Genomic DNA, 8008 nt, shown 5'->3' with positions numbered 1-8008 from the left:
GGACACCATCGGCGCCCACGTCCGCAGCGACCCTCGCGGCTGGTTGCGCTTCGCATCGCTGCCCGCCGATCTGCAGGCCGCCGAGGACGCCGCCCAGGCCGCCGACGCCGAGCGCGCCCGCCGCAACCATGACGACAGGCGCACGGTCTTCGACCGACCGGCCACCACCGTGGAGCGCGCCCTGCTCGAAACCCTCGGCTACACACTGCCCGCCACCCTGACCACGCGGGTGCGCTGGCTCTCACCGGGCGTGCGCAACCGAAGCTGGCCCACCCTCGAACCCCAGGGAGATCCCACCTCATGAACACCATTCCCGACCCTGAGAACCACGCTGGCGCATCAGAAGACGACGACGACCTGACCGAGGACACCGGCGAGCCGCTCGACGATCGCACCGGCGAGCAGGAGCCCGGCGCCGAGCAGGAACCCGACGCCGAATCCGTCGACCCCCTGGACGGCGCCGACGACGACCACCCGTTCAGCGCAGAGGATTACACCGCCGCCGCCGAGGAGCTGGCCCAGCAGGCCGCTGGGGCCCAGGACGGGGCCGCCGAGGGCGACGGGGCCGAAGCACCCAGCGCCCTGGACGATCTCGACCGCGACACCCTGGCCAGCATGGTCGGCAAGCTGCGCCGCGAAAGCGCCGACCGCCGCGTCGCGCTGGCCGCCGCCGAGGAACGGCTACAGGCCGCCGCCCACCGCGTCGGCGAGCTGCAAGACGCCCTCGACGCCCGGCTGCGCGCCGACGCCGAGGCGCTCGCCCTCGGACAGCGGATGGTCGCCCCGTCCGAGCTGTGGCTTCTCGCCGACGTGCACGAGGTGCTGGCCGACGGCGCCGACGCGGTCGACCCGGCCAAGCTCGCCGAACTGGTCGCCGCTCGCGTCCCCGAGCACTGGAAAACGCCGGTTCCCCCGATGAGCTGGAGCAGGGGCCTGCATTCCGGGGCCACCGGGATCGACACCGTGCCGCGACCGGCGAGCTGGGCGCAGGCACTGCACCCCGAAGGGCGGTAAGCTAAGCCGCAGTCGCCCCAGGAGGGCACACCGCACCACCCCGGTCAGGCACCGGCGCGGATGTCCCCGAATCACGCCCTCCTGAAAGGCAATTCAATGACGTTACTCACCACCGGCGGCGGCGCATCCATCCTGACGCCCGAGCAGGTGCAGACCCTGGTCGTCGAACCGCTCACCCGCACCTCCGTCGGCGTGCAGATCAGCACCCCGGTCACCATCGACACCCACACCACCCGGTTCCCGATCGTCGTCTCCGACGTATCCGGCGGCTGGACCGCCGAAGGCGACGAGATCAACCTCAGCGACCCGACACTCGACGAGCTGGAAGTCACGCCCAAAAAGCTCGCGTCCCTGACCGTCGTCTCCAACGAGCTGCTCGCCGACTCCAACCCGTCGGCGCTGTCGGTGGTCGGGGGCTCGATCGTGCGCGACCTGGCACAGAAGCTCGACCGGGCGTTCTTCGGCGCCACGACCGCCAACGGGCCCGACGGCCTCGACAGCCTGGGCGGGGTGCAGCACGTTGACGGCGGTTCCACGTTCACCAACCTGGACGCCTTCGCCGCCGCGCTGTCCAAACTGGAGCAGGTTGACTCCAGCCTCGCGAGATCCTTTGTGGCCCACCCGACCACGCTGCTGCAGCTCTCCGAGCTGAAGATCGGCACCGGCTACAACCTGCCGCTGCTCGGGCCCGACGCCACCTCGCCCACCAAGCGGTCGATCCTGGGCGTCCCGGCCTACTGGTCGCCCTACATCGAGGAGGGCCTGGTTTGGCTTGTCGCACAAGCGAAGTCGTTCGTCGTCATGCGCCAAGACACCAGCGTCATCAGTGACACCAGCGCGTTCTTCAGCAGCGACCGGGTGGCGATCCGCGCCACCATGCGTGTCTCCTTCGCCTGGCCGCACCAGGCCGCCGTCATCCGCATCGGCACGGGCGGCTCCTAACAGGCCGGTGGACGCTCGGCGGTGGCTCTCTGAAACTCAATCACGAGGTCGAGGGAGTTCTGGCGGTAGCGCCGCCGGGCGCCCACCTTCTCCCGCCGTCCCTGGCTTCACTCCCTTGCCAGGGCGGTCGCCAACTATACTGGTGCGCAGAGAGATTGGGCGCGTGCATGATCCCTCCCGAAGGGCACCATCCAGGGTGGTTGTGCCATCCAGGGTGGTCGCCATCCAGGGGTCTGCCGCCACCATCCAGGGCGGGCCCGGCGCCGCCGCGCGGAGGGACCATGGTGGCCTTCGCGCCCCGCCGAGGGGCCACGGTCACCACCCCCATGGGGAGGGTGGCCCGACAGCCCCCCGCGCGCGCCCGCGCAGCATACGGTCTCGGCCAGCGTGCTGAGCGGCCCCGGCTGCCGGGCTCAGCGGTCCCGGCTCTGAGGGCCCCTTGCTCAGCGTCCCCCGAGCCCACCTCGGGCTCGGTGGCCTCGGGCTCGTCGTCGCGGTGCCAGGTCAGTGGGCCGTACTAGATCATCGAGTCTCGATGTTCTTCCGATCCCGATGTCGCCACGCTTGGCGACCCGGAAGCTCGGCGAAAACGGTGAGACAATGCCCAACATGACCGCAGGACAACAGCTCCGCGCCCAGTTCGCCGAGGCGCTGGCCCGCGCCTCGCGTGAGTGTGGCCGCGCCCTGGAATGGACCGAGGCCGAGGTGGTGGCCCTGGACCTGGCCGCCGAGTGCGCCGACCGCGCCGATGTGGTGCGCGCCCTGCTGGACCGCGAGCTGGCCCGCCCCGAGCCGCGCGCCACCAACGTCACCAAGCTCTCCGCCGAGGTGCGCCTGCTCAACAAGGCGAAGATGGACTACCTCTGGCGGCTGAATCCCGGCCCCGGCGTGGCCAAGTCCGAGCGCCACCAGCGCGCCGGGCGGATGCGCTGGGAGGCCCACAAGACACCCTCGCGCGGGGCCTGAGCGATGCGTTACGCCGAGCAGCCGGGCACCGGTGCCACCTCCGAGGCCTACCGCTGGCTCACCGAGCGCGAGCAGGCCGCCCAGGCGGCCCCTGGCCGGGCGCTGGCGTGGACACCGGATCTGCCCGGCTACCAGGGATCCGAGAAGCGCCTGAACGCGCTGCGAGCCGGTGAGCCGGTGACGGTGTTCGCCGGGTGCCTGCCGCGCTGGGCGCGCGACGGTGTGCGGGTCACACCGTTGACCTACGCCGAGGTGTCGCCCGACGGTGCCATGACGTTCAGCGACGACCCGCGCCAATTCGTCGCCGAGCACGGGCTGTAGCTGAAGTATTGCTGGTCGGTCTGCTTGGGTTGGGCGGCCTCGCCGGGCTGCTACGCCGTAATGAGACCTATCCGGTTGCAGGACCGGAATTGACGGATAATCTGTGCTATGCCCAAGTCCGCTGCCGATAAGTCGCTCACTGGCGAAGCGTTTACCACCGATGAGCGACCCAGCACTGATGGCCAGCCCGTCACTGTCGTCGATCAGGCACTTCTGGGGGGTGCGCCGCAGCGAGTCGGACGTTTCGTGTACCACTACGAGACCGACACCTGGACGTGGTCAGACACCGTCGCCCGGATCCACGGATACACCCCCGGCGAGGTCGAGCCCACGACCGAACTCGTGCTGAGCCACAAACATCCCGACGATCTGGCCAAGGTCAAGGGTCTCTTGCAGCAATCCGCGGCGCCGTTCAGCAGTCGGCACCGCATTCTCACCGCTGCAGGTGAAGTACGCAGCGTGGTCGTGGTGGGCGACGCCGTCACCGATGAGGACGGCCACATCGTCGCCACGCAAGGCTTCTACGTCGACATCAATGACGACATTAAGGCCGACCTCCAACAAAGCCTCGGCGACGAACTTCAGGTCATCGTCGCTAACCGCGCGGTCATCGATCAGGCTAAAGGAATGCTTATGGCGATCTACGGGCTAAGCGCCGACGCCGCCTTCGGGATCCTGAAATGGCGGTCCCAAGAACTTAACGTCAAGCTCAACTCCATCGCTGAGAAAGTCGCCACCGACATCCCTGTATTGCTTCAGGAGCACGCCGAGGTGCGTCGCCCCGTCGACCACTACCTGATGACACTGACGGTAGAAGACGTAACTCACAAGAAGGCGCGGCGATGACATTAATGATCGGCGGCGATGACAGCCTCGAAGTAGTACCTGTAGACGTTTGCTGAGGGCGACGAAGGCAGGGATTCGGCTGCGCTTGGCGGCGGCGATCCAGCGGCGCAGGTTCTCACCGCTCAGATCTGAGCGGTGCCCGTGGTTCGGAGCAATGAGCTACCGAGGAAGATGTTCGCTTTCGTCGGCGCGTTCCTGCGCGGCGGCGACTGGGAGGTCGGCCTGCGCATCGCCCGCAACCGTTCTGGGCGCGACCGCCAGTGCCCGACGGCGCTTGACGCCCCTGACGGCGAGCGCCCGCCCCCGGTGCTGTCGGGCCCAGGCGATAGCCTGAAGGTGCAGGCCCCGGCGGTGACAACCACCCGCCGCGCGAGCCGCCCCAAGGCCCCCATCACCGAGGGCAAGCGCCGCTTGCCGTGAGGAGGTCCGCCATGACCGCCACCATCCCCAACTGCGACGTGTGCCACGTCAACCGGGTCGAGCGCCCGGCCTACGCCGACGCCAAAGTGCCCGGCACCTGCTGGTGGTATCTGTGCCGCGAGCACTTCGACGAGTACGGCTGCGAGCTGGGCGACGGCAAAGGGCGGCTGGTCGGCAAGGCGTGATTTGAGCCGATTTTGCACGAATCTCGCATGGGCTTCCATATGCGCTGCTCAGAGGGTGCCCCCGGCAGGATTCGAACCTGCGGCCTTCTGCTCCGGAGGCAGACGCTCTATCCCCTGAGCTACGGGGGCGCTACGACTTCGGTGTTGCGCCATTGGGCCCCGCCAGACTAGCGCATGTCGGTAGCCGCTTTGCCACCGCAATGGATTCGGGGCGCGGGCACCTCAGCCAATAGGATGGACGCTCGTGACCCCCGCTGACCTCGCTGAGCTGCTCAAGACCACCGCCTCCGCGGTGCTGGTCGAGCGCGGGCTGGATGCTGCCGCGTTGCCGGCGACCGTCACCGTGGAGCGGCCCCGCAATCCCGAGCATGGCGACTACGCCAGCAACCTGGCGCTGCAGCTGGGCAAGCGGGTCGGCGCCAACCCGCGTGAACTTGCCGGATGGCTGGCCGAGGCATTGTCCGAGGCGGACGGTGTCGCCTCGGCGGAGGTGGCCGGTCCTGGCTTCATCAACATGCGCCTCGAGGCGCAGGCGCAGGCGGTGATCGTCAACAACGTCCTCGACGCCGGCGACACCTTCGGCCACTCCGACGCGCAGGGCGGCCACAAGATCAACCTGGAATTCGTCTCGGCCAACCCCACCGGACCCATCCACATCGGCGGCACCCGCTGGGCCGCCGTCGGCGACGCCTTGGGGCGGCTGCTGGCCACCCAGGGCGCCGACGTCGAGCGCGAGTACTACTTCAACGACCACGGCGCCCAGATCGACCGGTTCGCCAGCTCGCTGATCGCCGCCGCCAAGGGCGAACCAACGCCCGAGGACGGCTATGCCGGCGCCTACATCAACGACATCGCCGCGCAGGTGCTGCTGAAGGCGCCCGACGCGCTGAGCCTGCCCGACGCCGACATGCGCGAGACGTTCCGCGCCATCGGCGTCGACCTGATGTTCACCCACATCAAAGAGTCGTTGCACGAGTTCGGGACCGACTTCGACGTCTACACCCACGAAGACTCGATGCACACCAGCGGCCGGGTCGACCAAGCCATCGCCCGGTTGCGCGGGACGGGCAACATCTACGAAAAGGACGGCGCAACCTGGTTGCGCACCAGCGCTTTTGGTGACGACAAGGACCGCGTCGTGATCAAGAGCGACGGTAAGCCCGCCTACATCGCCGGTGACATCGCCTACTACCTGGACAAGCGGCAGCGCGGCTTCGACTTGTGTATCTACATGCTCGGCGCCGACCACCACGGATACATCGCCCGGCTCAAGGCCGTTGCCGCCGCGTTCGGTGACGACCCGGCGACCGTCGAGGTCCTCATCGGGCAGATGGTGAACCTGGTCCGCGACGGCGCGCCGGTCCGGATGAGCAAGCGGGCCGGAACCGTTATCACGCTCGACGACCTGGTCGAGGCGATCGGCGTCGACGCGGCGCGCTACAGCCTAATCCGCTCGTCGGTCGACACCCCGATCGACATCGACCTGGCGCTGTGGTCGTCGGCGTCGAACGAAAACCCGGTCTACTACGTGCAATACGCGCATGCCCGGCTCTCGGCGCTGGCCCGCAACGCCGCCGAACTGGGCCTGGCCCCCGACACCGGCCATCTCGAGCTGCTCAGCCACGACAAAGAGGGCACCCTGCTGCGCAGCATCGGGGAATTCCCCCGTGTGCTGAAAACGGCTGCGTCCCTGCGGGAACCGCATCGGGTGTGCCGTTACTTGGAGGACCTGGCCGGCGACTACCACCGGTTCTACGACTCATGCCGGGTTCTGCCCCAGGGCGACGAACAACCCAGCGACCTGCACGTCGCGCGCCTGGCGCTGTGCGAGGCCGCCCGCCAGGTCATCGCCAACGGGCTGACGATCCTCGGCGTCACCGCTCCGGAGCGAATGTGAACGTACACCCCGCCGGTCCGCGGCACGCCGAAGAGACTCGGCCCCTCAATAGCCCGCCGCGACCGCAATCCCCCGACGAGCTGCTGCGGCTCGCGCCGAACGTGTGGCCGCGCAACATCGTTCGCGACGACGCGGGTGTGGCCGGCCTCGCTGGAATCCCGGTGACCCAACTCGCCCAGGAGTACGGCACCCCGCTGTTCGTCGTCGACGAGGACGACTTCCGTTCTCGGTGCCGCGAGCTGGCGACGGCCTTCGGCGGTGGGCACAACGTGTGCTACGCGGCCAAGGCCTTCCTGTGCAGCGAGATCGCGCGCTGGGTTGATGAGGAAGGCCTCTCGCTCGACGTGTCCACCGGCGGCGAGCTCGCGGTCGCGCTGCACGCCGATTTCCCGCCGGAGCGGATCACCTTCCACGGCAACAACAAATCCGTCGCGGAGCTGACCGCGGCGGTCAAAGTCGGTGTCGGGCACATCGTCCTGGACTCGATGACCGAAATCGAGCGCCTCGACGCCATCGCGGGGGAGGCCGGAGTCGTCCAGGACGTCTACGTGCGTCTCACCGTCGGGGTCGAGGCGCACACGCACGAGTTCATCTCCACGGCACACGAAGACCAGAAGTTCGGGCTGTCGGTGGCCAGCGGCGCAGCGATGGCCGCGGTGCGCCGGGTGTTCGCCACCGATCACCTGCGGTTGGTGGGCCTGCACAGCCACATCGGCTCCCAGATCTTTGACGTCGACGGTTTCGAGGTCGCCGCTCATCGCGTCATCGGGCTGCTGCAGCAAATCGTCGACGAATTCGGCGTCGACAAGACGGGGCAGATCTCGACCGTGGATCTCGGTGGGGGACTGGGGATTTCATACCTGGGCACCGACGACCCGCCACCGGTGGCGGAACTGGCGGCCAAGCTGACTGCCATCGTCGGCAACGAGTCGGCGGCCGTGGGGCTGCCCACCCCGAGGCTGGTGGTGGAGCCCGGACGTGCCATCGCCGGGCCCGGCACCATCACCCTGTACGAGGTGGGCACGGTCAAGGACGTCGACGTGAGCAGCACGGCCCAACGCCGCTATGTCAGCGTCGACGGCGGGATGAGCGACAACATCCGCACCGCGCTCTATGACGCGCAGTACGACGCCCGGCTCGTCTCGCGCGACAGCGACGCACCGGCGACGCTGGCGCGGATCGTCGGAAAGCACTGCGAAACCGGCGATATCGTGGTGCGCGACGCGTGGGTGCCCGACGACCTTCGGCCCGGTGACCTGCTCGGGGTCGCGGCGACCGGCGCGTACTGCTATTCGCTGTCGAGCCGCTACAACATGATCTGCCGGCCGGCGGTGGTGGCGGTGCGCGCGGGGCGGTCCCGGCTGATCCTGCGCCGCGAGACGGTTGACGATCTACTGAGTCTGGAAGTGAGGTGAAC

Annotated in this window: 10 protein-coding genes and 1 tRNA gene; 10 read left to right on the top strand and 1 reads right to left on the bottom strand. The window is 68.6% G+C overall.

The window, feature by feature from the left end:
- From A5756_RS26190 to A5756_RS25790, 8 genes are all read left to right on the top strand, one after another.
- A partial coding sequence (locus tag A5756_RS26190) for a hypothetical protein (RefSeq protein ID WP_197505741.1) occupies positions 1-304 on the top strand: 304 nt, incomplete at its 5' end.
- Positions 301-1014 carry a hypothetical protein gene (locus A5756_RS05490; RefSeq protein ID WP_066948511.1) on the top strand — a complete coding sequence of 238 codons (714 nt, stop codon included), beginning with the start codon at positions 301-303 and terminating at the stop codon, positions 1012-1014. The genes A5756_RS26190 and A5756_RS05490, both read left to right, overlap by 4 nt.
- 96 nt (positions 1015-1110) lie before the next feature.
- A complete protein-coding gene (locus A5756_RS05485) occupies positions 1111-1956 on the top strand; it encodes a phage major capsid protein (protein ID WP_066948508.1) in 846 nt (281 codons plus the stop codon).
- Between the two features lie 609 nt (positions 1957-2565).
- Positions 2566-2922, top strand: coding sequence for a hypothetical protein (locus A5756_RS05480; protein WP_156659251.1), 357 nt, complete (start codon positions 2566-2568; stop codon positions 2920-2922).
- A gap of 3 nt (positions 2923-2925) precedes the next feature.
- The gene (locus tag A5756_RS05475; protein WP_066948501.1) at positions 2926-3243 is read left to right on the top strand and encodes a hypothetical protein; all 318 of its coding nucleotides are present in this window, start codon (positions 2926-2928) and stop codon (positions 3241-3243) included.
- A 108-nt stretch (positions 3244-3351) separates the two neighbouring features.
- Positions 3352-4089, top strand: coding sequence for a PAS and ANTAR domain-containing protein (locus A5756_RS05470; RefSeq protein ID WP_066948497.1), 738 nt, complete (start codon positions 3352-3354; stop codon positions 4087-4089).
- Between the two features lie 141 nt (positions 4090-4230).
- Positions 4231-4509: a hypothetical protein gene (locus A5756_RS05465; protein ID WP_156659249.1), complete on the top strand. Its 279-nt coding sequence runs from the start codon at positions 4231-4233 to the stop codon at positions 4507-4509.
- A gap of 11 nt (positions 4510-4520) precedes the next feature.
- Positions 4521-4694, top strand: coding sequence for a hypothetical protein (locus A5756_RS25790; RefSeq protein WP_156659247.1), 174 nt, complete (start codon positions 4521-4523; stop codon positions 4692-4694).
- A gap of 56 nt (positions 4695-4750) precedes the next feature.
- Here A5756_RS25790 and A5756_RS05460 read toward each other — a convergent pair.
- Positions 4751-4823: transfer RNA gene (locus A5756_RS05460), tRNA-Arg, on the bottom strand.
- 115 nt (positions 4824-4938) lie between these two features.
- Here A5756_RS05460 and argS point away from each other — a divergent pair.
- Positions 4939-6591 (top strand): arginine--tRNA ligase, encoded by a 1653-nt coding sequence (gene argS / locus A5756_RS05455; protein WP_066948489.1) that lies wholly within the window; start codon positions 4939-4941, stop codon positions 6589-6591.
- The gene (gene lysA / locus A5756_RS05450) at positions 6588-8006 is read left to right on the top strand and encodes a diaminopimelate decarboxylase (RefSeq protein ID WP_066948486.1); all 1419 of its coding nucleotides are present in this window, start codon (positions 6588-6590) and stop codon (positions 8004-8006) included. The genes argS and lysA overlap by 4 nt, the downstream gene beginning before the upstream one ends.
- Positions 8007-8008 lie beyond the last annotated feature (2 nt).

The organism is Mycobacterium sp. 852002-53434_SCH5985345, assembly GCF_001667155.1.
In the GTDB taxonomy this organism is placed as follows: Bacteria; Actinomycetota; Actinomycetes; order Mycobacteriales; family Mycobacteriaceae; genus Mycobacterium.
This window is presented reverse-complemented; position numbering and strand designations above follow the sequence as displayed.

Coding starts and splice junctions, on each gene's coding strand:
- A5756_RS05485 (WP_066948508.1), top strand. CDS start 1,111: ATGACGTTACTCACCACCGGCGGCGGCGCATCCATCCTGACGCCCGAG.
- A5756_RS05475 (WP_066948501.1), top strand. CDS start 2,926: ATGCGTTACGCCGAGCAGCCGGGCACCGGTGCCACCTCCGAGGCCTAC.
- A5756_RS05470 (WP_066948497.1), top strand. CDS start 3,352: ATGCCCAAGTCCGCTGCCGATAAGTCGCTCACTGGCGAAGCGTTTACC.
- A5756_RS25790 (WP_156659247.1), top strand. CDS start 4,521: ATGACCGCCACCATCCCCAACTGCGACGTGTGCCACGTCAACCGGGTC.
- A5756_RS05490 (WP_066948511.1), top strand. CDS start 301: ATGAACACCATTCCCGACCCTGAGAACCACGCTGGCGCATCAGAAGAC.
- A5756_RS05480 (WP_156659251.1), top strand. CDS start 2,566: ATGACCGCAGGACAACAGCTCCGCGCCCAGTTCGCCGAGGCGCTGGCC.